Annotated in this window: 27 protein-coding genes; 13 read left to right on the top strand and 14 right to left on the bottom strand. The window is 56.4% G+C overall.

The genetic code is table 11. From position 1 onward, the window contains the following. Complete coding sequence (bhcD, locus tag AC2FJV_RS04030; protein ID WP_496693862.1) at window positions 1-993, top strand: iminosuccinate reductase BhcD; 993 nt, start codon at window positions 1-3, stop codon at window positions 991-993. Window positions 994-1,047: 54 nt separating this feature from the next. On the opposite strand, the gene AC2FJV_RS04025 is transcribed toward bhcD, so the two are convergent. Together AC2FJV_RS04025 and AC2FJV_RS04020 are read right to left on the bottom strand one after the other, a co-directional pair. Then, window positions 1,048-1,833 carry an inositol monophosphatase family protein gene (locus AC2FJV_RS04025; protein WP_496712755.1) on the bottom strand — a complete coding sequence of 262 codons (786 nt, stop codon included), beginning with the start codon at window positions 1,831-1,833 and terminating at the stop codon, window positions 1,048-1,050. 96 nt (window positions 1,834-1,929) lie between these two features. Further along, complete coding sequence (locus AC2FJV_RS04020) at window positions 1,930-2,835, bottom strand: LysR family transcriptional regulator (protein WP_142636644.1); 906 nt, start codon at window positions 2,833-2,835, stop codon at window positions 1,930-1,932. 93 nt (window positions 2,836-2,928) lie between these two features. Here AC2FJV_RS04020 and metF point away from each other — a divergent pair, with 93 nt between their 5' ends. After that, window positions 2,929-3,795, top strand: coding sequence for a methylenetetrahydrofolate reductase [NAD(P)H] (gene metF / locus AC2FJV_RS04015; RefSeq protein WP_496712753.1), 867 nt, complete (start codon window positions 2,929-2,931; stop codon window positions 3,793-3,795). Between the two features lie 198 nt (window positions 3,796-3,993). Further along, window positions 3,994-4,671: a J domain-containing protein gene (locus AC2FJV_RS04010; RefSeq protein ID WP_246097226.1), complete on the top strand. Its 678-nt coding sequence runs from the start codon at window positions 3,994-3,996 to the stop codon at window positions 4,669-4,671. A 53-nt stretch (window positions 4,672-4,724) separates the two neighbouring features. Here AC2FJV_RS04010 and AC2FJV_RS04005 read toward each other — a convergent pair whose 3' ends face one another. Beyond that, window positions 4,725-5,243, bottom strand: coding sequence for a YHS domain-containing (seleno)protein (locus tag AC2FJV_RS04005; protein WP_496712751.1), 519 nt, complete (start codon window positions 5,241-5,243; stop codon window positions 4,725-4,727). Between the two features lie 246 nt (window positions 5,244-5,489). Between AC2FJV_RS04005 and yghU the strand changes: the two genes are divergently transcribed. Then, a complete protein-coding gene (gene yghU, locus AC2FJV_RS04000; protein WP_271949300.1) occupies window positions 5,490-6,368 on the top strand; it encodes a glutathione-dependent disulfide-bond oxidoreductase in 879 nt (292 codons plus the stop codon). A 45-nt stretch (window positions 6,369-6,413) separates the two neighbouring features. On the opposite strand, the gene AC2FJV_RS03995 is transcribed toward yghU, so the two are convergent. Beyond that, the gene (locus AC2FJV_RS03995; RefSeq protein ID WP_281972684.1) at window positions 6,414-7,202 is read right to left on the bottom strand and encodes an SseB family protein; all 789 of its coding nucleotides are present in this window, start codon (window positions 7,200-7,202) and stop codon (window positions 6,414-6,416) included. Beyond that, the gene (locus AC2FJV_RS03990; RefSeq protein WP_496712749.1) at window positions 7,195-7,782 is read right to left on the bottom strand and encodes a uracil-DNA glycosylase family protein; all 588 of its coding nucleotides are present in this window, start codon (window positions 7,780-7,782) and stop codon (window positions 7,195-7,197) included. The genes AC2FJV_RS03995 and AC2FJV_RS03990 overlap by 8 nt, the downstream gene beginning before the upstream one ends. 228 nt (window positions 7,783-8,010) lie before the next feature. Between AC2FJV_RS03990 and AC2FJV_RS03985 the strand changes: the two genes are divergently transcribed. Genes AC2FJV_RS03985 through AC2FJV_RS03970 form a run of 4 tightly spaced genes read left to right on the top strand, consistent with a single transcriptional unit; the run spans window position 8,011 to window position 12,572 of the window. Further along, window positions 8,011-8,670: an ABC transporter ATP-binding protein gene (locus AC2FJV_RS03985; protein WP_496712747.1), complete on the top strand. Its 660-nt coding sequence runs from the start codon at window positions 8,011-8,013 to the stop codon at window positions 8,668-8,670. After that, window positions 8,648-10,222, top strand: a complete 1,575-nt coding sequence (locus AC2FJV_RS03980) for a KpsE/RkpR family capsule polysaccharide export protein (protein WP_496712745.1) — start codon at window positions 8,648-8,650, stop codon at window positions 10,220-10,222. The genes AC2FJV_RS03985 and AC2FJV_RS03980 overlap by 23 nt, the downstream gene beginning before the upstream one ends. A 5-nt stretch (window positions 10,223-10,227) precedes the next feature. After that, on the top strand, window positions 10,228-11,061 hold the full coding sequence (kdsA, locus tag AC2FJV_RS03975) for a 3-deoxy-8-phosphooctulonate synthase (RefSeq protein ID WP_142636626.1): 834 nt from the start codon (window positions 10,228-10,230) through the stop codon (window positions 11,059-11,061). Window positions 11,062-11,075: 14 nt separating this feature from the next. Further along, on the top strand, window positions 11,076-12,572 hold the full coding sequence (locus tag AC2FJV_RS03970; RefSeq protein WP_496712743.1) for a phosphomannomutase/phosphoglucomutase: 1,497 nt from the start codon (window positions 11,076-11,078) through the stop codon (window positions 12,570-12,572). A 31-nt stretch (window positions 12,573-12,603) separates the two neighbouring features. On the opposite strand, the gene AC2FJV_RS03965 is transcribed toward AC2FJV_RS03970, so the two are convergent. Beyond that, window positions 12,604-14,562, bottom strand: coding sequence for an AsmA family protein (locus tag AC2FJV_RS03965; protein ID WP_496712741.1), 1,959 nt, complete (start codon window positions 14,560-14,562; stop codon window positions 12,604-12,606). A gap of 96 nt (window positions 14,563-14,658) precedes the next feature. Here AC2FJV_RS03965 and rimO point away from each other — a divergent pair, with 96 nt between their 5' ends. Continuing rightward, window positions 14,659-16,047, top strand: a complete 1,389-nt coding sequence (gene rimO / locus AC2FJV_RS03960; protein WP_496693870.1) for a 30S ribosomal protein S12 methylthiotransferase RimO — start codon at window positions 14,659-14,661, stop codon at window positions 16,045-16,047. Between the two features lie 34 nt (window positions 16,048-16,081). Here rimO and AC2FJV_RS03955 read toward each other — a convergent pair whose 3' ends face one another. Then, window positions 16,082-16,438: a diacylglycerol kinase gene (locus AC2FJV_RS03955; protein ID WP_496712738.1), complete on the bottom strand. Its 357-nt coding sequence runs from the start codon at window positions 16,436-16,438 to the stop codon at window positions 16,082-16,084. Between the two features lie 132 nt (window positions 16,439-16,570). Then, entirely contained in the window at window positions 16,571-16,759 is a 189-nt protein-coding gene (locus AC2FJV_RS03950) for a hypothetical protein (protein WP_142636616.1), read from the bottom strand. 226 nt (window positions 16,760-16,985) lie between these two features. Here AC2FJV_RS03950 and AC2FJV_RS03945 point away from each other — a divergent pair, with 226 nt between their 5' ends. Next, on the top strand, window positions 16,986-17,228 hold the full coding sequence (locus tag AC2FJV_RS03945) for a CDGSH iron-sulfur domain-containing protein (RefSeq protein WP_142636614.1): 243 nt from the start codon (window positions 16,986-16,988) through the stop codon (window positions 17,226-17,228). Here AC2FJV_RS03945 and AC2FJV_RS03940 read toward each other — a convergent pair whose 3' ends face one another. From AC2FJV_RS03940 to AC2FJV_RS03920, 5 genes are all read right to left on the bottom strand, one after another. Next, the gene (locus AC2FJV_RS03940; protein ID WP_271949278.1) at window positions 17,229-17,486 is read right to left on the bottom strand and encodes a DUF6455 family protein; all 258 of its coding nucleotides are present in this window, start codon (window positions 17,484-17,486) and stop codon (window positions 17,229-17,231) included. Beyond that, entirely contained in the window at window positions 17,483-17,755 is a 273-nt protein-coding gene (locus AC2FJV_RS03935; RefSeq protein ID WP_271949276.1) for a DUF6455 family protein, read from the bottom strand. Before AC2FJV_RS03935 ends, AC2FJV_RS03940 begins: the two co-directional genes overlap by 4 nt. A gap of 10 nt (window positions 17,756-17,765) precedes the next feature. After that, entirely contained in the window at window positions 17,766-17,969 is a 204-nt protein-coding gene (locus tag AC2FJV_RS03930) for a DUF6455 family protein (RefSeq protein ID WP_246097229.1), read from the bottom strand. A 118-nt stretch (window positions 17,970-18,087) separates the two neighbouring features. Continuing rightward, the gene (locus AC2FJV_RS03925; protein ID WP_142636608.1) at window positions 18,088-18,456 is read right to left on the bottom strand and encodes a YigZ family protein; all 369 of its coding nucleotides are present in this window, start codon (window positions 18,454-18,456) and stop codon (window positions 18,088-18,090) included. Continuing rightward, window positions 18,453-19,160 (bottom strand): M48 family metallopeptidase, encoded by a 708-nt coding sequence (locus AC2FJV_RS03920; protein WP_271949271.1) that lies wholly within the window; start codon window positions 19,158-19,160, stop codon window positions 18,453-18,455. The genes AC2FJV_RS03925 and AC2FJV_RS03920 overlap by 4 nt, the downstream gene beginning before the upstream one ends. Window positions 19,161-19,282: 122 nt before the next feature. Here AC2FJV_RS03920 and AC2FJV_RS03915 point away from each other — a divergent pair, with 122 nt between their 5' ends. Continuing rightward, complete coding sequence (locus AC2FJV_RS03915; RefSeq protein WP_271949269.1) at window positions 19,283-19,528, top strand: DUF8831 family protein; 246 nt, start codon at window positions 19,283-19,285, stop codon at window positions 19,526-19,528. On the opposite strand, the gene AC2FJV_RS03910 is transcribed toward AC2FJV_RS03915, so the two are convergent. After that, the gene (locus tag AC2FJV_RS03910) at window positions 19,519-19,794 is read right to left on the bottom strand and encodes a DUF167 domain-containing protein (RefSeq protein ID WP_496712735.1); all 276 of its coding nucleotides are present in this window, start codon (window positions 19,792-19,794) and stop codon (window positions 19,519-19,521) included. The genes AC2FJV_RS03915 and AC2FJV_RS03910 overlap by 10 nt on opposite strands. Before the next feature lie 136 nt (window positions 19,795-19,930). Between AC2FJV_RS03910 and AC2FJV_RS03905 the strand changes: the two genes are divergently transcribed. Both AC2FJV_RS03905 and AC2FJV_RS03900 read left to right on the top strand, forming a co-directional pair. Then, window positions 19,931-20,509 (top strand): nitroreductase family protein, encoded by a 579-nt coding sequence (locus AC2FJV_RS03905; protein ID WP_281972678.1) that lies wholly within the window; start codon window positions 19,931-19,933, stop codon window positions 20,507-20,509. Continuing rightward, window positions 20,506-21,204 (top strand): EI24 domain-containing protein, encoded by a 699-nt coding sequence (locus tag AC2FJV_RS03900; RefSeq protein WP_282021506.1) that lies wholly within the window; start codon window positions 20,506-20,508, stop codon window positions 21,202-21,204. The genes AC2FJV_RS03905 and AC2FJV_RS03900 overlap by 4 nt, the downstream gene beginning before the upstream one ends.

Raw genomic sequence — 21,204 nt, 5'->3', positions numbered from 1 at the left:
ATGCGGGATGTTATGAAAAGCGACGGCCTGCTGATTGTAGGCGAAGATCTGTGCGAGAAACTGGTAGGACGCCAGCAGGCCTTTGACGCGGTACAGGCTGTGTTCGGTGCGATGGCTAAAGGTGGCGCGTGGAACTTTCCCGTTATCCGCGAGGCTTTGGGCCATGCCGACGCTCTCTATGGGTTCAAATCGGGATTTGACCGCGACGGTCAGGTGCTGGGCCTCAAATCCGGTGGATACTGGCCGGGCAATGCGGCGAAGGGCCTGACCAACCACCAATCCACGGTGTTTCTGTTCGACCCCGATACCGGGCGATTGTCCGCGCTTGTCGGGGGCAATTACCTGACAGCGGTGCGCACAGCGGCCTCTTCGGCGGTTTCGATCGCGCAGCTGGCGCGGCAAGACGCAAGAGTACTTGGTATGGTCGGGGCCGGACATCAGTCAACTTTCCAGCTGCGGGCGGCGGCGGAACAGCGCGACTTCGAAAAGGTCATTGCCTGGAACCCGCATCCCGACATGCTGCCCCGCCTTGCAGCTGTGGCCACTGAGGTTGGGTTGGAATTCGAGGCCGTCAGCCAACAGGAGCTTGGCGCACAGGCGGATGTGATCATCACCATCACCTCGGCTTTTGAGCCGCTCTTGATGAAAGACTGGATCAAGCCCGGCACGCATCTGGCTTGCATGGGCACCGACACCAAAGGCAAGCAAGAGGTCGACGCGGATCTCGTCGCTGCGGCGACTGTCTTTACCGACGAGGTCGCCCAGTCCGTGACAATCGGCGAGGCCCAACATGCCATCAGCCTTGGCGCCTTGACCGAGGATGCAATCGCGCCCATCGGCGCCGTCATCAATGGTGACCACCCCGGTCGGACAAGCGACGATCAGATCACTCTGTTTGATGGAACCGGGGTCGGGTTGCAGGATCTTGCAGTCGCCTCAGTCGCTGCACGATTGGCTGAAGAGGCGGATCTAGCCCAGCGCGCGACCCTCTGAAACGAAAAAGCGCGCCTCAATCGGGCGCGCTTGCTTAACCTGCCTGTTGGTGGCTCAGCCCCGGATGACCTTGGAAAACTGATCAAAGATGGGCTCGTTGGAACAGATGAGCTCGCCATCCTCCAGCACGTTACCTTCCGGGTTCAAAGCCTGCACAAAGCCACCGGCCTCTTTCACGATGATGATCCCGGCGGCAACATCCCAGGCATTCAGACGGCGTTCCCAAAAGCCTTCATACCGGCCAGCAGCAACATAAGCCATGTCCAGCGCTGCTGCGCCCCACCGACGTACACCGGCGCAGACTGGCATCAGACGTGCCAGATCCTGCAGGGTCGCAGGCAAGTCAGACCGTCCGCCAAAAGGCAGCCCGGTCGAAAAGATCGACTCGATCATGCGGTGACGACCCGAAACGCGGATACGGGTGTCGTTCATCCATGCGCCTTCGCCATTTTCTGCAAAGAACATCTCGTCCTTGGCGGCGTCATAGATCACACCGGCAACAATTTTGCCTTTATGTTCCAACGCGATCGAGATCGCCCAGTGCGGCAGGCCGTGCAGAAAATTCGTGGTGCCATCCAGCGGATCCACAATCCAGCGGCGGGTGGGATCTTCACCGGCAATCTCGCCGCCCTCTTCGGCCAGCCAGCCATAGGTCGGGCGCGCGCCAAGCAGTTCCTCTTTCAGGATCGCCTCGGCTGCAATGTCTGCCTTGGACACAAAGTCCCCGGCGCCTTTCATCGACACCTGAAGGTTCTCGACTTCACGAAAATCCTTGACCAGTGAACGCCCCGCTTTGCGCGCGGCTTTGATCATGATGTTGAGGTTTGCACTGCCAACCATTGTCCAAAGGCTCCTGTCCGGTCAAACCGCGCGTATACTGGGGCAATGCGCCCTTGCCAAGAGGAATGATACGCATAGCAGACCCGCGTTTTGTGCCTATTGCTCCTGCAGCTTGCGCGCCTCGGTTTTGGCCAGCTTGATCAGCTCTTGCACAAAGGGTTTTTCAAGGTCCTCGGTGCGCACTGCAGCATAAAGGCGACGTGTAATGCCCGCCTTGGTCAGCGGGCGGGTAACATAGTCGGAATTATACTTCACCTCACGCACAACCCAGTCCGGCAGCACCGATATCCCCCGGTTTGACGCGACCAGCAACAGGATCACTGCGGTCAGCTCAACCTGCCGGATCGCAGCCGGTTCAACCCGCGCAGGGATCAGCAGCTGGCTGAATACATCCAACCGTGTCCGTTCGACCGGATAGGTAATCAGGGTCTGGCCCCGAAAATCTTCGGCCTCAATGAACTCTTTCTGGGCAAGCGGGTGTGTCGAAGCCGCGACAAACACCGCGTCATAGTCAAAGAGTTCGATGAATTCGACACCGGGCAGATCTTCTGGGTCCGAGGAAACAACCAGATCGACCTCTTCTTTTTGCAAAGCCGGCAAGGCATCAAAGGCTAGGCCGGGGCGGATATCGACATCCACATCGCCCCAGGATTTACGAAAGGATTCCAGCACCGGGAACAGCCACTCAAAACAGGCGTGGCATTCAATGGCGATATGCATACGGCCCGTGCGCCCGTCGCGCAAAGAAGAGAACTCCTGCTGTGTCGCCTCGACCTGCGGCAGGATCTGCTCGGCCAGGCGTAACAGCCGCAAACCGGCCGCCGAAAGTTTCATCGGTTTGGACCGGCGCAAGAACAATTCGACCCCGGCCTGATCCTCTAGGCCTTTGATTTGATGGCTCAACGCGGATTGAGTGATGTTCAGTTGATCTGCGGCACGGGCAAGCCCGCCACATTCATGGATCGCCTTGATCGTACGCAGGTGGCGGAATTCGATATGCATTGCGTGGAACTCATGTTGTTCTTGAATAATATGAGTTTGTCTCACAATGCGTTAGCTGGCACAAGGGTCAGAGATTTCACCCGTGAGGCCGAGATGACAAGACCAGAAGTTTCATTTGAATTTTTCCCGCCACAGACGCTTGAGGCTTCATTCCGCCTTTGGGATACGGTGCAAACACTGGCACCGCTTGAACCGCGCTTTGTTTCTGTCACCTATGGCGCGGGGGGCACCACGCGCGAGCTGACGCGCGATGCGGTGGCCACATTGCACAAGTCCTCTGGCCTGCCTGTTGCTGCACATCTGACTTGTGTGGATGCGTCACGTCAGGAAACACTGGAAATCGCAGATACCTTTGCTCGGGCGGGCGTGGAGAACATCGTCGCCTTGCGCGGTGATCCGCCCAAGGGTCAGGATCGGTTCACGCCGCACCCGGAAGGGTTCGCGGACTCGGTCGAATTGATCGAAGCACTGGCAGAAACCGAGATGTTCAGTATCCGTGTTGGCGCCTATCCGGACAAACACCCGGAAGCACAGGATTTTGCCGCCGATATCGACTGGCTAAAGGCCAAGCTGGACGCTGGGGCCGACGAAGCCCTGACTCAGTTCTTCTTTGAGGCCGAGACATTTTTCCGTTTCCGCGATGCCTGTGAAAAGGCAGGGATCGACAAGCCCATCGTTCCGGGCATCCTGCCGATCGAAAACTGGAAAGGGGCGCGCAACTTTGCCCGCAGATGCGGGACACATATTCCGGATTGGATCGAGAATGCCTTTGAGAAGGCCATTCGTGACGACCGCGAAGACCTGCTGGCCACCGCATTGTGCACAGAACTTTGTTCAGACCTGATCGAGGGCGGGGTGGACAAGCTCCACTTTTACACCCTGAACCGGCCGGAACTGACCCGGGATGTGTGCTTTGCCCTTGGCGTCACACCAAAGGCCGAGCTTCAGAACGTCGCTTGATATCCGCTTGTTTCAGACTGTGCACCCGAGGCCAAAACCCCGGGTGTTTTTGCGGAATAAGTTGGGATTACCCTGTCTGACTGGGCCACTTGAACAATCCAGCTGCAGCCTTAATCATTGTCGCGATAAACCGTTCAATTCTGTTACAAATTTGACTTTAGCAACCGCCCATTCATTGTGGGGCCGTATAGTTTGTTTATGAGTGAATTTAGTATGGAACCTTTTGACAAGGTTAGTGCCCGCGCCAATGCCTTCGGCACACTTGGTCTGGCTCAAAGCGCCAGTTCAGATGACATTCGAGAAGCCTGGCGCAACATCGCATTCGAAGCCCACCCCGACAAGAATGGCGGAGACGGTGCGGCCTTGGCCAACGCCAAGGCGGCCTATGATTTGCTGCGCAGCGAGGGGCTGGCTGGGAAAGGTCTGGCGGGCTCGGCGGCGGGGAAACCACGCCGCCCCCGATTGCGCAAACGCGTTATTCAGCTGGAAACCCAAGATATTGATGCCTGTCGTGCAATGCTGAATACGGCGCTGCCCCACTTGCAGGACACCCCGGTGGACAGTCAAGATGCGGATCGCCTGCAAGATGCTGACCACATTCCGGACGCTGTCGGCTTGCATGGCCGCAACCTGACTTATTTCATTTCCGCACCTGTCTGCGAAGGTGCTAACCGCGTCGCATTGCCGACGAGTGTTCTCGCTGGCTCCAAGCGCGTCAAGACAGAGATTCTGAGCTTTCAGTCCAAAGATGCGGGCACTGGCGAAGTTGTCGTACCCGTTGCGCTTGCGACCAAGAAATTTCCGGGCGCCCGCAGCGTGCGGATCAGATTCAACGCCGACCAGCAAACGCAGGATGAGTACTGGTTGGCCGGATGACAAACAAAAAGCCCGGCAAATCAATGCCGGGCTTTGCATCCGTTGCAGAACTCTCAGTTTGCGACCGGGCCTTCGGAGGTAAACTTCGGGATCACGCTGCTGGAGGCCCCGTCGGCCTCGATGCCCGGCCAGTTTCCTTCAGCCAGATTGATATTGCCGGGAATATCTTCTTCAAAGAACCCGACAACCACATCGGTAATGTTCAGATACAGCTTGTCATCAACAATCCGCCACAGGTTCGGGTTCGCAGGCACCTTGCCACCGCGTGACACGCCATAGGCGCAGTGACCGTCATATTGCGGCGCATAATAAGCAGGGTTTTCCAGGAACTTGTCCCGGTTCTCTTCGGTCGAGAATGCCCAGGTAACGCCGTTGTATTCGGCCGTAATATCTGACCTTCCGCGAACGGCTTCGGGCTGTGATTGACCGACAGCAACCTGATCCAGACTGCGATAGGCAACCACGTCATATCCCGACACCGCATAGCCGGTGCCGTCCACATACTGATCTCCTGCAAGGGCAGGCATGGCAAATGCCAAGGTCGCAACTAAGGTCCAGGCAAGTCGTTTCATAAGGGCGGTCCTTTTTTATTGGATGGATGATCGGCCCGGAATACGGGGCTGTGCAGAGAATAGGTGATTCCTCGATCGAACGCAGTCCCGCTCGCGTCGCTGTGACATCGAATGAGAAAACGTGAAGTCTTTTGCACTGAATGTTACAAAATCTTCCCAACAGGCAGGGTTGGACTTTGCCCTTTGCAATATTAGCTGTTCAAGCGAACGGATAATTCACCCGAACTTTGCTGAGAAAGGCAATAAATGAGCGAGCAATCGACCTATACGCCCCCTATGGTCTGGACATGGGACAGCCAAAACGGCGGACAATTCGCTAATATCAACCGCCCGATTGCGGGGGCAACTCATGACAAGGATTTGCCTGCTGGGCGCCATCCTCTGCAGCTCTATTCGCTTGCTACTCCGAACGGGGTAAAAGTAACCGTCATGCTGGAAGAGCTTCTGGCGCTAGGCCATGAAGAGGCCGAGTATAACGCCTGGCTGATCAACATCGGCGAGGGAGATCAGTTTAGTTCGGGCTTTGTAGAGGCCAACCCGAACTCGAAGATCCCTGCCCTGTGGGATCGGTCCGGTGAAAAACCTGTGCGCGTGTTCGAAAGTGCCTCGATTCTGTTTCACCTGGCTGAAAGGTTCAACGCTTTCCTACCCGAATCCGGGCCCGAACGGACAGAGGTGATGAACTGGGTTTTCTGGCAAATGGGCAGTGCACCATATCTGGGTGGCGGGTTTGGCCATTTCTACGCCTATGCGCCCGAGAAATGGGAATATCCCATCAACCGCTTTGCCATGGAAACCAAGCGGCAGCTGGATGTTCTGGATCGGGAGCTGTCCGAGAAAACCTATATCGCAGGCGAGGATTACTCTATCGCCGATATCGCGATCTGGCCCTGGTACGGACAACTGGTTCTTGGGCGCCTGTACAGCGCAGCCGAGTTCCTGGACGTCGAATCCTACAAGAACGTCATGCGCTGGGCCAAGGAGATTGACGCCCGTCCCGCCGTGAAACGCGGTCGCATGGTCAATCGTGCCTTCGGCGAAAAGCATACACAGCTTCACGAACGCCACGAGGCCGGCGACTTTGAAACGCGTACACAGGACAAGCTGGAGCCGGCAGCCGAATAAACAAACCGGGCTTCGCGGATCAATCTGCGAAGCCCCATTCTGCCATTACTTAAGCAAAGGCGGTTTGTCCGGATCGCGCCCAGGAGCGATATGCGCATTCACACGTGCCTCAGGCTGCGGCAGATCGTACCGCAAACCCACCCGCGCCAAAGACGCTGCGGCCGTGTCACTTGATTTGAAAAAACCTACGTCCATTGCCCCAGCTTCGACCCCGGAAAAGGTAAGCGCTTCAGACGCGGCCTTAGCCAGAGCTGCCTCTGCCCCTTCGACGGCATCGACAAATCCCAGCAAATGCCCGAAACCACCTTCAGCCGTTTTGGTGCTGACCAGATAGGCGGCTTGCGCCAACCCAATGGCCGTAGCCAGCTTGGCGTCCAAAGCTGTCAGCAGTTCGTCGGGCAACCCCGATGGAGCCAGGAACTCGGACAGGTGCTGTTGCACCTCTTCGGGACCATGCTGCAAAGTTTCCACCAACCAGCCCAATGCCTCGGGCGGGATCAACATCGAGGACGGGGCAACTTCAAGGTTCAACCCCAGCCCGATCCCCTGCCCCGACAACATAGACGATAAAACCCGCCCCGACAGCGCAACATAGGGCACCGGGCGGTCTGCGAAGCGGGCCAGCCGGTCTTCACGATCGAAAGCCAGCACAAAACGCCCGTCTGCCACGTCGAACAATTCGGGCGAAATATTCTCGTTCTTTGCCTCTTCCGTCAGCATCAGGAACAGCTCACTGTCAGCCAGCCGTTCAAAGAAACGCAGACGGGCGGCATCATCCTGCGGAGCGGCCTCAGCCGCGGCATGGGCGGCGTCCAGAGCCGAAATCTCAGTCATTCAGAACCTCTTGCACCCGTGCGCGCAAAACCGGCAACAGATCGGCTTCGAACCACGGGTTTTTCTTCATCCATGCCGTATTCCGCCAGGACGGATGAGGCAAGGCAAAGACCCGCGGCGCATAGTCCCGCCAGTTGCGGACGGTTTCGGTGACTGACCCACGTGATTTCAGGTGATATCTTTGGGCGTGCCCCCCGACAAGAATGGTCAACGGCACAGGCCCAAGATCCGCCATGACCCGATCGTGCCAAGTCTGACCGCATACTGACGGAGGAGGCAAATCTGCCTTGCGCGCATCATAGCCGGGAAAGCAAAACGCCATTGGAACGATCGAGACACGCGAACGGTCATAAAACAGCTCCTCATCAACACCCAACCACGCCCGAAGCCGATCACCGGAAGGGTCGGTAAAAGGGCGACCCGACGCATGCACTCGTGCCCCCGGAGCCTGACCACAGACCAAAATGGGCGTGTCTTTGCGGAACCAGACAATGGGTCTTGGTTCATGCGCGGTTTCGGTTGCCGCAAATCGGTCGGCACAAATACGGCAGGCCTCTATTTCTTTTTCGAGTGGGTTCATGAGATCGCAATCAGTGCCGCATCAGGTGGTTGGTGTTCTGAAAGCAAGATAGGTAACACACATCCAGACGCCAACAGATGCAAAAGTCACATTACCAAAAACGACCCCCGGAACGCATTGATCATTTGTTTCATAATTCGACATAATGTGGCCTATATGGCGCCGTAGAGGTACCGTTCTTTCGCCGATCCGAACGGAGCAACAACAAGATAAACCCGCAGGCCTTGGATGCTTGAGTTTGAAAATGTCAGCAAGTCCTTTTGGACCGGGACGCGCCGAAAGGTGATTCTGGACAGAGTGTCTTTTCGCGTCGAACTTGGCACATCCATCGGTATTCTGGCCCCGAACGGTACCGGGAAAACCACCCTGATCAACATGATGGCCGGACTAGAGAAACCCGACGAAGGGGTCATTCGCAAATCCTGCCGCATCTCTTTTCCGATGGGATTTACCGGCGGAGTTTCAAACAAGCTGTCGGCTCTGGAGAACTCGCGCTATATCGCCAAGATCTATGGTATGGACCCGGACTATGTCGAGGCATATTGCAGTTGGCTGTGTGGCCTGGGTGAATATTTCAATCAACCGCTGGCGACCTATTCATCCGGTATGCGGTCGCGGTTCACATTCGCGTTGATGCTGGCTCTGGATTTCGACATGTACCTCATCGACGAAGGGATGCCGGCCACAACGGATGTTGAATTCAACAAAAAGGCAGGCGACATTCTGCAGGAACGGCTGCGCACAACAACACTGGTCATCGTCTCTCACAACCCGGCTCTGCTTGAAAAATTCGCGCGTCAGGCGGCGGTATTAGTGGATGGTCAGCTTCACTTGTTCGAAACCTTGGAAGAGGCAAAGCAGTTATATGACTACCAAACCCAGGGCTGATAAATACAACTGGCGCCGCAAACGGCGGTCTGCGGGAAATGCCGAAACGCGCGAAGACGCGATCTCGCGCATTCGCCAGGCCACACAGGCGCCCGGCGCAGCAAATGAACCGCCAGTAGGGACCGAGATCGACGCTATCAAACGCGAGGGATTGACCGGCCGCCAACTGAGGGTGGCACGTCGTCTTGCCCAGAAAAACGGTCTTGCGGCGACTTCGGACTATGATGCAGTTCGGTTGTTGCGCAAAAAGGGAATTGATCCGTTTGAACGCTCCAGTCTGCTGAACCTTGCCTCGGAAAAGAAAACTTCGGACGAGCAGACGAATGATCGCGTCACGATCCACCTGCCCCAGACCGTGAAAGATGCACCAGAGAACTTGCCCGGACCCGAGATGAGCCCGGCTGAGCGGCGTGAACGTGAAATCGGACAGATTCAGAGGGACATCGCCCGCCGCCGCCGTCGCAAACTGTTCGCTCTGTTTGCGCGGCTTGCAGTCTTTGTCCTGCTACCTACCTTTGTCGTGGGTCTCTATTTCTATCGGATCGCGACCCCAATGTACGCCAGCAACTCTGCCTTTCTTATCCTTCAGGCGGACGGGGGCGCGGGCTCTATCGGAGGGCTTCTGGCAGGGACCCAATTTGCGACCACGCAGGATTCGGTTGCCACCCAGGAGTTTCTGGAATCGAAAGATGCGCTTGAACTTTTGGACACAGAGGCCGGTTTCGCCGATGTGTTCAAACAGGACTGGATCGACCCCATTCAGCGATTGTCCCCGGACGCCAGTCTCGAAGAGGCTTACAAGCTGTACAAACGCATGATCACGGTCGGATATGACCCGACCGATGGCCTGATCCGGATGGAGGTGGCGACACCTGACCCCCAGACTTCGGCCGCATTTTCACGAGAACTGATTTCCTATGCCGAGCAACGGGTAAACGCGCTGACCGAAAAGAAACGCGAAGACCAGATGAAAGATGCCCGGGAAGGGTTTGTAAGCGCTCAGGAAGAACGCAAGAAAGCTCAGGAAGACCTGATCGAGCTTCAGCTGCAAGGCGCAATCCTTGACCCTGAAAGCGTCATTGCCGGGTTGCGGGGCCGCATAAACGAAATCGAGACGCTTATTCAGGACAAAGAACTGCAGCTTGCAGCCTTGTTGGACAATCGCCGCCCAAACAAAGCCAAGGTGGATGGCGCGCAGGCCGATATCGCACGGCTTACGGTTGTGCTGGAGGAATTGAACGCCGAAATGCTGGATGTCTCTGCCGGCGAGAATTCGCTGGCCAGGCTGAGTGTTCGGATTCAGATGGCACAGGCCGATCTGGCCGCTAGGGATATGATCCTGCAATCAGCTATGCAGCATATGGAGACAACCAGGACCGAAGCCAATCGTCAGGTTCGGTATCTGACGGTTTCCGTCAATCCTGTTCCCAGTCAGGAACCCAGCTATCCGCGCAAGTTCGAAAATACGATTTTGGCTTTCCTGTTGTTTGCTGGTATCTACCTGATGATCTCGCTTACCGCGTCGGTCCTTCGTGAACAGGTATCCTCGTAAGACACATGAAACATGTAAAAATCTCCGATCTCACGGTCGGCAATGATCTTCCGCTGACGATCATCGCCGGTCCCTGCCAACTGGAAACTGCCGATCATGCCCAAATGATCGCAGGAAAAATGAAAGAGGCCTGCGACGCCGCCGGGGCGCAGTACGTCTTTAAAGCCTCGTACGACAAGGCGAACCGAACTTCACTGTCGGGTGCGCGTGGTATGGGAATAGACACAGGGCTCAAGGTTCTGGATGACATCCGCAAAACCTTGGGCATTCCAGTGCTGACAGACGTACATACCGAAGCCCAGTGCGCGATTGCGGCCGAGGCTGTGGACGTGCTGCAAATCCCTGCCTTTCTATGCCGACAAACAGATATGCTGCTCGCAGCCGGCGAAACCGGCAAGGCGGTTAATGTCAAAAAAGGACAGTTTTTGGCCCCTTGGGAGATGGGCAACATCGTGAGCAAGGTCGAAAGCACTGGGAACACAAACATCCTGCTGACAGAACGCGGAACTTCGTTTGGATATAATACGTTGGTCGCTGACATGCGCGGCCTGCCGCAGATGGCCAAAACGGGATACCCGGTCGTAATGGATGCCACACACTCGGTACAGCAGCCTGGCGGCAAAGGTGGATCTACTGGTGGGCAGCGAGAATTCGCGCCTGTGATGGCCCGCGCTGCGGTTTCGCTTGGCATCGGTGCGGTTTTTATCGAAACCCATCAGGACCCTGATACTGCACCTTCCGACGGTCCCAATATGATCCCATTGGACCAGATGCCGCAGCTCATCGATACATTGATGCGTTTTGATGCGTTGGCCAAGGCCAACCCTATCCAAATCTGAACAAGAGTATTCCCATGACCAAACCCAACCCCGAGGTGACTCCGAACACCTGGAGCTTTCTGCGCGACGCAATGATCAAGCCAACCGGCTTTCGCGAATATGATGCCCGCTGGAAATATCCAGAAGAGATCAACCTGCCGGGCATGACCGCACTGGGGTTGGGTCTGGGCACACAGATGCGCAAGCGTGGGATTGAACCCGTGATTGCTGTAGCCAATGATTATCGTGATTATTCTCTGGCCATAAAAAATGCCCTGATCCTGGGCCTGATACAGGCGGGAATTCAGGTAAAGGATATCGGTCCGGCGCTTAGCCCGATGGCCTATTTCGCTCAGTTCCATCTGGACGTTCCAGCCGTGGCCATGGTCACGGCCAGCCACAATCCAAATGGCTGGACCGGGGTCAAGATGGGGTTCGAACGTCCCCTGACCCATGGCCCGGACGAGATGTCAGAGCTGCGAGACATTGTTCTGAATGGCGAAGGGCAGACCCACCCTGGCGGGTCCTACGAATTCGTTGATGGCGTGAAAGAGGCCTATATCGACGATCTGGTCGGCGATTTCAGAATATCCCGACCTCTCAAAGTGGTCTGTGCCACAGGGAACGGCACAGCATCCGCCTTTGCCCCGGAAATCTTTGAACGCATGGGGGTAGAAGTCGTGCCCAGCCATAACCAGCTGGACTATACTTTCCCGCATTACAACCCGAACCCAGAAGCGATGGAAATGCTGCACGACATGTCCGATACCGTGAAAGCCAGCGGTGCCGACATGGCGCTGGGGTTCGATGGTGACGGTGACCGCTGTGGCGTTGTGGATGACGAGGGGGAGGAGATTTTTGCTGATAAGGTCGGCGTGATCATGGCCCGCGATCTGGCCAAGATTTACCCCAATGCCACCTTTGTCGCCGACGTGAAATCAACCGGCCTTTTTGCCAGCGACCCCGAGTTGAAGGCCCGCGGGGTCAAGGCAGATTATTGGAAAACCGGCCACAGCCACATGAAGCGGCGAGTCAAAGAGATCAACGCGCTGGCTGGGTTCGAAAAGTCGGGGCATTACTTTTTGGCCGAACCGATTGGCCGTGGCTATGATTGCGGCATGCGCGTCGCGGTTGAGATCTGTAAACTGATGGACCGCAACCCGGACCAAAGCATGTCCGACCTGCGAAAGGCACTACCGAAAACATGGTCGACACCGACCATGTCCCCCTATGCAGCGGATATCGAAAAATACGACATACTCGACCGTTTGGTCGCAAAGCTGGTCGCCAAATCCGAGGCCGGAGAGACGCTAGCAGGTCGCCCGATCAAAGAAGTGGTCACTGTCAACGGTGCCCGAGTCATTCTGGACAATGGCAGCTGGGGGTTGGTCCGCGCCTCGTCGAATACGCCCAATCTGGTGGTCGTCTGCGAAAGCAGCGAAAGCGAAGAAGAGATGCGTGCCATTTTTGCGGATATCGACGCGGTTATCCGAACCGAACCGGGTGTCGGAGATTACGACCAGACCATCTGAGCGTTGGTGTCGGGGCGCTGGCCCCGACACTTCAATTTCCGCCAAACAGCTTAAGCAGTCCTTTCTTGGCCTCGTCCTCAAGCTTGTTCTTCAGCGCATCCTCGACGCTGTCCCCGTCAGTCCCGGCCGTACCGGTATCGCCGCCTATCTTGTCGATGACTTTCTTTTTGACATCATCCTCAAGCTCTTTGACCTTTCCTCCGGCGGCCGCTTCGATCACCTTGGTCAGGTCCGGCTTGATCGACGGATTGCTCCATGGTCCAACGATACGCACCGGAACCGACAGGCCCTCTCCCGAATTCGCACGCAGAGCGACCGGCGTGAACAGATAGTCGATATTGCGCGCTCCGATCCCGACTTTTCCTTTGCCATCCGCGCGGAAATTGTCCAGCGACATCAACAAATCGTTGTTCTGCAAAACGCCCTGATCAATGGTGAAGCTACCCGTCAGGCTGTTGAACACGGTGGTGCCACCCGATCCTTTGCCTCGTCCCATGAGACGATCAAGGTCAAAGCCCGATATCAACCCCTTTCCTACATCCAAGCGGCCCTTACCGCTGAGAGAACGCATGATCTGATTCTCGTTCTGGCCAACGCCCAGAAACTCGAATGATCCTGACCCGGTCCCGGACAGCCGCTCGACCCCGACCAAGGCTGTCAGAGCTTGTTTGAGGTCAATGCCCTTGGCCTTTATCTTGCCGCCAACGGACAACCCATTCCGATTATTGGCCACCACCTGCCCGTTCAGCGTTCCGGAAAACAAGGTTGCCGGGTTCATCTCCAATGCAGCCCGAGACCGGTCCAGCCGCATTGTCAGGTCGCTGGGGCCAAGCGTCAGCTCGGGCAGCGCGATAGATTTGGCTGTCAGTCGAATTTCACCATTGGCCAAAGCCAGCGCCGAGGCGTCGATCGGTTCCCTTGACCACCCCTCCGAGGCAGCACCCGCGCCGGAACCGCCTGAACTGGACGAGACCGTCTGACCACTTTGATTATAGCGAGAAAGATCAAGATCACTGGCATCCAACCGAGCGGTGATCTGTGGCGGGTTGGAAATGACAATATCAACTTCGCCTGTAAAACGGTTACTGTCGAGTGAAGCCACCAGATCGCGCACAGATATGCGGCCATCTCTGGTATAAGTCATCTGCCCCGACACATTCGCAGCGCGGCCCAACCCGTGCGGCACTCCAACGCCCTCCTGACCAAACGCGGCCAGCATTTTTTCCGTGTCTTTGGTTTTCAACTGCAGCTTGCCGTCCATCTCTCCGGCAAGGTTGACGCGCCCGTCAAATCCGATGTCACCACCAGGGGCCGCAAGTGCAAGTTCAATCTCGGATGCCGCGCCCGTGGTATAAGCCGGCAAGTCGGGTATCTTGATATCCACGCGGGCCTCACCGCCCGGAACCGGCATTTGTGCATCCAGAACCATGGGGGCCGAGACTGCTGGCCAACTGGCAGACAAATCCACATCTGCGACATCAAATCGGGCCGATCCATTTTCAACAAAGATCAGACGCGCCTGAGTCAGTTTCAGATGCTCCAGTGTCACGGCACGCGATGCATCGGCCGGTTTTGATCCACCCGTGCCGCTGGCTGTCGGGGCGACGGCCGTGTCAAACTCCCAGTTTCCGCGCCCGTCTGACAGTTCAAGTCTGAGGGTCGGATTCTCGGCAATAATCCGTTTGATCAGCACATCGCCGGACAAAATGGCCAAGGTATCGACCCCAACCGCCAGGCTTTCGGCGCTCAGCATCGGCTCAGATCCCGCCCACGAGGCATTTCCGAAGGAAACCGCCCCGGTTTCCATGCCCAGCACTGGCCAGAAGGACAGCTTAACGCCCCCCGACAGTTTCAGATCACGCCCGGTTTGTGCCTTGACCTGCTCGGCCAGAATGGTCGCCAACTTGTCGCCCGGCATCAGCAGCAATGCGCCGATGACAAGACCGACCACAACCACCAAAAGGAACAGGATGCGCATTAGCCATTTCATTTTCTGCTCTCCGACTTATTTGGCACGCTATAAAAAGATCATTCAAAGACGGCAGCGCATTTGCAAGGGGAAGCTTTCCCCACTATATGCCGCGCCATGACCACAAACCCGCCAAACCTCCGCCCCGACCTGGCACCTGCTGCCCGGATCACTGATACACCACGTCCGAACCAGCCGACCATCGGCATGGTATCGCTGGGTTGCCCCAAGGCTTTGGTCGACAGCGAGCGGATTCTGACGCGCCTGAGGGCCGAAGGATACGGCATCTCGCCGGACTATTCAGGCGCGGATGCCGTGATTGTGAATACCTGCGGATTTCTGGACAGCGCCAAGGCGGAGTCTCTGGATGCCATCGGCGAGGCTTTGGTGGAAAACGGCAAGGTTATCGTAACCGGATGCCTGGGGGCCGAACCCGATTACATCCGCGAGCATCACCCCCGTATCATGGCCGTCACCGGACCACATCAGTACGAGCAGGTGCTGGATGCGGTACACAAGGCCGTGCCGCCTGATCCCGACCCTTTCGTGGATCTGCTGCCTGCGGCCAACGTTCAACTGACGCCGCGCCACTATAGCTATCTCAAGATATCCGAGGGCTGTAACCACAAATGCAAGTTCTGCATCATCCCGGACATGCGCGGCAAACTGGCCAGCCGTCCGGCGCATGCTGTTCTGCGCGAGGCGGAAAAGCTGGTCGATAACGGTGTGCGCGAATTGCTCGTGATCTCTCAGGACACGTCGGCCTATGGGTTGGACCGGAAGTATGACGTGAATCCCTGGAAAGACCGTGAGGTCCGCAGCCATATCACCGATCTGGCGCGTGAATTGGGTCAGTTGGATGCCTGGATTCGTCTGCACTATGTATATCCCTACCCGCATGTACGTGAACTGATCCCGCTGATGGCGGATCCGGGCAGCAACGTGCTGCCCTATCTGGATATCCCTTTTCAACACGCACATCCGGATGTTTTGAAACGAATGGCCCGCCCCGCTGCAGCTGCCAGAACATTGGACGAGATCGCCGCCTGGCGCGCGACCTGTCCTGACATCACTCTGCGATCCACCTTTATCGTGGGCTATCCCGGCGAGACCGAGGCTGAGTTCCAGACCCTTCTGGACTGGATGGACGAGGCGCAACTGGATCGCGTCGGCTGCTTTCAGTACGAGAACGTCGAAGGAGCCCGATCCAACGACCTACCTGACCATGTGCCCGCCGATGTCAAACAAGACCGATGGGAAAGGTTCATGGAAAAGGCTCAGGCGATTTCCGGGGCCAAACTGGCCGCCAAGGTCGGCCATACCCTGCATGTCATCGTGGATGATATCGACGATGAGGCCGCGACCTGTCGCACCACCGCAGATGCGCCCGAGATCGACGGCAATCTGTTCATCGACGAGGGGTTTGAGGCCCTGAAGCCGGGCGACATTGTCTCGGTCGAAGTGGACGAGGCCGGGGAATATGATCTATGGGGCAAGCTGCGCTAACCACACGTAACTGAATTGACCGACCCAGCGGCAGTCAGAAAAGGCTCAACAGCCCGATTACCCAGGACAATCCGCCAGCCAAAGCAGTCAGTGCCACCGCAGCGCTGGCGGCGTCTTTGGCTTGCCCGGCCAATAGATTGTGTTCGGTCGAAGTATGATCCACCGCCCGTTCGATCGCCGTGTTGAACAGTTCGGCCACCAGAACCAACAGACCGATCACCAGTATCAGAGCCCGAACGCCATCGCTCAGGGGCAGCCACAGGGCCAGACCCGCAGAAACAAGATTAGCGCAGACCCAAGCGCGGAACGAGTATTCACCGTGCCAAGTGGCAGCCAATCCCTGCCTGCTCCAGCGGATGCGGTCCTTTAGATGGGCGACAAGTTTTCTCATGCGACCTCGGTAATTCAATAGGTCAAACAGAAACCCGAACACCGTATGACAGGCAATAAAAAAGCCACCCATAGGGCGGCTTTTTTTGTTCGATTGTGCGGGCGGCTATGTCGGAATCCGCCCGCGAAAATCTTATTGAGCAGTCGGATTACATACGGTCTGACCTGCTTCGGTCGTCGCCAGATCTGTCCCTGCCGGGCAGCTCGGCGTGCCGTATTTGTCATAATCTGGGGTAATGTATACCGGTGTCGGCTCTTCCTGTTGCGAGCAAGCAGCCAGAACCAGGGCAAACGCACTAACGGCAGCAAATTTGAGTTTCATGTCCGTCATTCCTCTAGTTAATTTCTGTTATTGCCCTGAACATGGGGCCGACTTCACAATACGGTGTGGTTGGTAATTTTGCAATAAAATCAACAGCGCGTTTGCGAAAGCAGGCAAAACCATGCCGGGGGGATTGCCTATGGAATGGGTGCCGCGTGGCAGCTACTGCTTTCGGCACATCTGTTCAGGCGATAGACTGGGGAAAGTCAGCGAACGGAGAAACCAGATGCCAGAAGGTCCAGTCATTGCGCAAAAAGCGCCCTATCCAATCGAAGTAACCGAAGGAAAAAGCTATTTCTGGTGCTCGTGCGGCCGGTCCAATCGGCAGCCATTTTGTGATGGATCTCACAAAGGAACCGGCTTTGAACCGGTCAAGTTCACGGCTGATACCAGCAAGAAACTGTTCTTCTGCGGCTGTAAAAACTGCGCTAACCCACCGTTTTGCGACGGGACACATTCCAAGATCTGATCACTTCAGCCGGTTGAAAACCTGGCTATTTACGCAGAACCCGGGCGCTGAACGAGGATCAGATTGCTGCGCCGCCAGCCATATCGTGCATTTCTCGTGACAGTCCGAGGCCCGGCAACGCGTTACCATCTCGGCGTATTCATCCGGGCTCAACCGCCCGTCGGACATGGCTTCGGTCAACGAGATCTTAAGGCATCGGGCAACGGATCGAGTTAGCCAAAAGTGCTTTTCCACGTCGCCCAGTACAGCGTGTTTCATCCCAATTCCTGCATTTGTATTACTTTCAACGCGGCGAATTGATGTTTGTTCGGGCAGGTTTGCGGTGCTCCTGCAACATCTGGATGTCTTTCCATCCAATCCGGGCAGGCAGCCGCCCAGCCACATCCCTGACACAGGCGGATCATTTCAGCCCAGTCTTCCTGACTTAGCCGACCTTTATTGTGGGCCCGCACAATATCCGTACCTGTCGCTTGCCCCATCCTCAACACAAGGCGCAAATGGGTCATGAGGTGTCCAAGGCGCGGCATTGCGGCCCCCCTAAGGGATCAACTTGCTTAACAAATCTTGGTTCCGGCAATATTCGGGTGTCTGCGTTGCCAGAACCGGTTGATTCAAAAATGATTGGCAATGGCCCGGGTTCGGGCAATCGGTGCATCGCAGAACCGCATCGGTAATCTGATCCACCGATATATGTCCAGCGATTGCAGATTCCTGCAGATCCACCCCCAGCTTGCCAGCCATACGGTCAACAAGACCAGCATGATGCCTAAGCGTTTCGCGATCGGGCATTGGCATTCCTTTCCGTTTCGCTTTGTCCGATCAGACTAGCAATACGAAACAGCCCAAGCCTTGACGCAGGTCAAAGTCCCAATTCCAGTTCGTCCAGATAAGCCCGTGTTGCATCCTGAACCCGGCGAAATCGATCACCGCCCAGCTTTTTTCCGCCATACCATCGAGTGACAATGACGATATGACCGCTCAGTTCGGCCCTTTCCAGCATGCGCAGAATCACCATTCCGGCACCGCTTTCCCCGTCATCCGCCTTGAGCGCACCAGTAGGCAGGATTGCGGCCCAGGTATTGTGCGTGGCCTTGGCATAGCTTTTGTCAGATTTCAGGTCCTGCAGGACAGCTGCCACCTCGTCACGGGAACTGACCAAAGCGCCGGACACCGCATATTTCGATCCGCGGTCCGTCAAGACAACCCCCAACCGTTTCAGTCCCGTCATTGTGTCAGCCCAAGCTGCCGCGAGGTTTCCAAAACAATTTCGACGCGCTGAGCATTCGGTGGATGGGTGCCTAGAAAACGATCGCCCGGGTCAGGAATTCGGGCAAAATAGCGGGCTCCTAACAAGGGATTATAACCTGCCCGGTGCGTGATGATCGTTCCCAACCGGTCCGCTTCCAGTTCAAAGTCCTTGACATAAATCTGGGCACCCACCTGCGCGCCCAGCTTCTGCGCCTGTTCAAGATCGGCGTCATTTGCCCCCGCTATGCGTGCAAGCTCGCCAAAAATCGCGGCACTTTCCCGTGAGTTTTCGGACTGGCGGGGAATATGGCGCAGGATGTGATGAGCAGATTCATGCCCCATCACAAAGGCCAGTTCATCGGCGTTTTCCACCGATTGAATCATCGCGCGGGTGAAGATTATGACTGGTTGATTGTCGTCATCCAAGGTTTGAAAAGCATTTGCTGGTGCGCGAGGGTTCAGATCAACCACGATCGAAAAATCGCAGTTGCTGACATTACTGCGCCGCTTGCACTCTGCGCGCGCCACATCCCCGACCCTTTGACTGATTTCGCGAAAGGTCAGCACATCGACCTGAAAATCAGTTGAAGGTTGTTGCCATTCCTCTACCGGCTGAACGCGTAACGAACCGGTGTCACAGGCCGACAGAACCAGACCAAATATCATCAAGATCAGGCGACGCATACTATTTCCTTTGGTCCGGTCATGCCTTTTCGTCGAACATAGCCCGACACAAGGCGGTTCGCCACCGGACGATTTCCCAAGAACGGGTTGCATTGCAATGTTCCGCCCGGCAAGCTGGACACATGTTTTCGATTGAGCATGAATTCGACTCGACGGTCATAACCCTGGTGGACGAAGGCGAAAAGCCTTTGAACGAGGATGTGGTTATTAACAATTTTGCAGAATGCGTAACGCTGGAACAACTGGATCCGCGCACTGACCAGGTTCAGAAGATTACGCTTTCGCCCGAACAGGTTCGTGATCTGGCTGCGGCACTGGATCTGCCCGAAGGTGTTTACCAAATTCGCGAAACCCCCGATCAGGCCTGACACACAAAGACTTTCTCGCGCGATGTCTGGCCGCGCTTCAGGATCAGTGCGGACGGAGCAACCCCCAGCGCCACCGCCAGAAGCTCACGTGTGGCTTCATTTGCCCTGCCGTTTTCGGGCGGTGCAGTGATATATACTCTGATCGTTCCGTCCCGAACCAAAATCCTGTCTGCTGCGGCTTTCGGGGTAACCCTGACCGCAATCTCAGCATTCGGTGCAACACGGTCGCTCAGGTCTGGAAGATTTCTTAGTTTCGGTTTTCCCATTGGCACCTTCTGTTAACAAAGACCCTTGCACGGTTGGGCGGGGAATGAAATTGATCCAACTGGTCCAGCCGATTGCACTTGAAACTCGCCAGACGTTCAACCAGATACAGACAGCCTATGTAAAGGAAGTTAACATATGTCCTTGAAGAATCCGGCCGCTTTTGAGTTTCTGCAGACCCGTCGATCGCGCCCAGCCAAAACGTTGATTGAACCAGCCCCTGACCGTGAGCAGCTGATGCCCCTGCTGACCGCAGCAGCCCGCAGCCCGGATCACGGAAAACTGGAACCCTGGCGGTTCATCGTGCTTGAAAAAGGCGCAATGGGGCGCCTGTCAGGGCTAACGCAGGAATGCGGTGAGGCGCTTGGCAAATCCCCTCAAGACATTGAAAAAGCGCGCGGGCAGTTCGATTTAGGCCATCTCGCCGTCGCTGTGATCGAGGTTCAGAAGCCTTCGGAAAAGATTCCAGCCATCGAGCAGACCTATTCTGCCGGGGCTGTTTGCCTTGCTTTGCTGAACGCTGCTTTGACCGCAGGATGGGGCGCGAATTGGTTGTCTGGCTGGCAAACCCACGATCCGGAATTCTGTCGCAAGGCGTTTGAATTGCAGGATAACGAACGGGTTGCCGGTCTGATCCATATCGCGACCGAGGGCTCGACCCCGCCCGAACGCCCCCGCCCGGATGTTGATGCCCTGACCGAATGGGTCACAGAATGATCATCCTCAACGCCTTTTTTTCAGCGCTTGGTCAGATCGGAGACCCGAAATTCCGCGGGGTTCTGCTGCGAGGTATCGGCCTGACCATCCTGATGCTGATCGCAGCCTGCGCCGGTGCAATTTGGCTGATCAACCGGCTGTCAGGGGACGAGATATCGCTCCCATTCATTGGTGCAGTTCCCTGGCTGAATGACGTCCTCAGCTATTCCGGCATTTTCCTGGTGCTGATCCTGCCAGTGTTTCTGATGATTCCCGTCGCCTCAGCCATCACGTCTGTGTTTCTGGACGATGTCGCGCAAGCTGTAGAGGACAGGCATTATCCGAGCCTGCCCGCGGTTCCACGCATCCCGATAGGCGATGCGATCACTGACGCGCTTGGCTTTATGGGCGTGTTGATCCTGGCCAACCTTCTGGCGCTGATCCTTTATGCGATCTTCACGCCACTGGCCCCGTTTATCTTTTGGGCGATGAACGGATTTCTGCTGGGGCGTGAGTATTTTACGCTGGCAGCCATGCGCCGTATCGGGCGTGAGGGCGCGCGAAAACTGCGGGCACAACATTCGTCAACAATTTGGCTTGCGGGCACATTGATGGCCATCCCACTGTCTATTCCGCTGGTGAACCTTGTGATCCCGATTATCGGAGCTGCTACATTCACGCATATCTTTCATAAGCTGTCAGGGCCAACGCCCTGA

The organism is Ruegeria sp. CDSA241 (genome assembly GCF_059611265.1).
The sequence above is the reverse complement of the archived record's forward strand: the minus strand, read 5'-3'. Positions and strand labels throughout refer to the sequence as shown.